This window comes from Pseudoalteromonas sp. SR45-5, assembly GCF_014163565.1.
GTDB lineage: Bacteria > Pseudomonadota > Gammaproteobacteria > Enterobacterales > Alteromonadaceae > Pseudoalteromonas > Pseudoalteromonas distincta.
Window position 1 is genome coordinate 1 of record NZ_JACJDN010000683.1, and the last position, 2023, is coordinate 2023.

Annotated in this window: 2 protein-coding genes and 1 pseudogene; 1 reads left to right on the forward strand and 2 read right to left on the reverse strand. The window is 38.2% G+C overall.

The window, feature by feature from the left end:
• Both H5072_RS17970 and H5072_RS17975 read right to left on the reverse strand, forming a co-directional pair.
• Window positions 1–955: aldose epimerase family protein (locus H5072_RS17970; protein WP_182694326.1), on the reverse strand; the 955-nt coding region annotated here is incomplete at its 3' end.
• A 363-nt stretch (window positions 956–1318) separates the two neighbouring features.
• Window positions 1319–1717 carry a thioesterase family protein gene (locus H5072_RS17975; RefSeq protein ID WP_002958811.1) on the reverse strand — a complete coding sequence of 133 codons (399 nt, stop codon included), beginning with the start codon at window positions 1715–1717 and terminating at the stop codon, window positions 1319–1321.
• 33 nt (window positions 1718–1750) lie between these two features.
• Between H5072_RS17975 and H5072_RS17980 the strand changes: the two are divergent.
• A pseudogene (locus H5072_RS17980) lies at window positions 1751–2023 on the forward strand (2OG-Fe(II) oxygenase); the annotation flags it as partial.

A 2023-nucleotide genomic window follows, 5' to 3' on the forward strand; every position in this document is an offset into this window, starting at 1 on the left:
TAATAACCTGTTCGTATTTCTCTGCTGGCAATAAATTAGCCTTTGGAAAATTTTCACGATTTGGCGCATCTGGCCAATTTTGCGCTTCAAAACACAAAGCTTGCCGTGCTTTAAAAGGCGAACCAACAAAGTTTGCGGTATAAAGCTGCATGCCTGGCTGCGTACTTTTAAGGGTTAAACTAACGTTCGTGTGTGGCGAAGTTAATGTAGCCATCGTCTTTAAACTGCTGTCATCATTAAAAATATAGCAGTGATCAAAGCCATTTCCAGCTTCTAGCTGAGGATGAACGGCGCTTAAGGCCTCACCAACTTGAGCTGGCTTAGTAAAGTCAAAGCAGGTACCGCAAACTAAAGCGGCTTCATTAAGTGGAATACTAGTTGTATCAATAGGAAGGTAACGATCGGTATTAATTTGAACAAGATGCTCATTAATTGATGAGCTGCCATCAAGATTAAAGTAGCAATGGTTAGTAAAGTTAACGAGCGTTTCTTTATTGGTTAGCGCTTTAAAGTGCAGAGTAAGCTCGCCGTTTTTAGCGCTAATAGTTTGCCAAACCTGCAACTCACCGGGGAAACCTTGTTCGCCGTCGGGCGAGCAATAATAAAGCTCAACTTCACTTTCAGTTTGTTTGGTTACTTGCCAAAGTACTTTATTAAAACCTTTAACACCGCCATGTAGGCTATTAGGACCGTTATTTGCCTCTAATTGATACTGCGTACCAGATAAGCTAAAACGCCCCTTTGCAATACGATTAGCGTATCGACCTACTGTAGCGCCTAAGTAAAATGGGTTTTCAAGATAGTATTTAGGGTCATCGACGCTAAGCGTCATTTCTTGTTTTTTAAATTTAATGCTTTTTATTATTGCGCCAAACGGTAAAATTTCAGCTGTTAAATTCTCACCATCACTGAGCTGAATAACTTGTAAAGGCTGGTTACTGGCAATAGATGTCACACGCATACTCCAATCAAATTACCGAATTAACATTTCCTGTTATAACGGCGCAACAATATATAATATAAATAGTATATAATTGGAGCCTGCAACTCAATCTAAATACGTTAAAATTTCTCGACAAAAATTTATACCTCTTCACTTAATTAAGTGATCTATTTTGAGGAAAGAAAATCGTGTTGATAACAAGGCAAAAATTTCGTTATTTAGTTGTTCTATATCAGAAATTTTTAACGCAGTTATCGTCAGATTTAATCCCTCAAATTGATTAAGTATTATTGAGGATAGGTATTACAGCTGCCATTATTTATTTACACTAATCCAGCTCAGCATGAGCTTATATAAAATATAAGCTTTGTAAGGTTAACTCCCTTGGTAAATATGCTCGTTAAGCGCCGCTTTTTCGTCAATGCTAAGCGCTTGCTTTGATTTAGCAATAAAATCGTACCTCACCATCACAGCTTTTCCTATTGCGCAGCATTTATCGTGTTGCCATGCTTCTTGCCTAAGTGTAAAAGAGCTAGTGCCTATATGCTCTACAGAGGTTTTTACGGTCACTTCGTGGCCATAAAATAATTCGCCCACAAACGACACTTCAACTTTGGCGATAATCAATTTCCAATCATGTGGATTTAAGTCCGGTGTAAAAAACTTAAAAATAGGTCCACGCGCGACTTCAAACCATACAGGGAGTACGGTATTGTTGATGTGTCCGAGTGCATCTGTTTCGCTAAAGCGCGGCATCACTTTTTCAATAAACATAAAAATCCAATAATAATTATATAAAGGTAAACCATGACGGACTTTATACGCGTTATTAATAACGCATTAAGCGATGAGTTTTGCGATGAATTTATTTCCACATTCGCGCAAAGCCCGCATGTAAGACAAGGGGTAACATCGGGCGGTGTCGACTTAAAGAAAAAAGACAGCCACGACCTACACTTAAATAATCACCCCGAATATGCACAACAATTAAAACATATACAACAAACGACTGCACAGCATGTTTTTAAGTATGTTGAAGAGCATATTTTTATGATGATTGGGGCATTTGGCTTAAAGGTT

Bases quoted from the DNA above. Each gene is read 5' to 3' on its own strand.
- H5072_RS17975 (WP_002958811.1), bottom strand. From the start codon at position 1,717: ATGTTTATTGAAAAAGTGATGCCGCGCTTTAGCGAAACAGATGCACTC.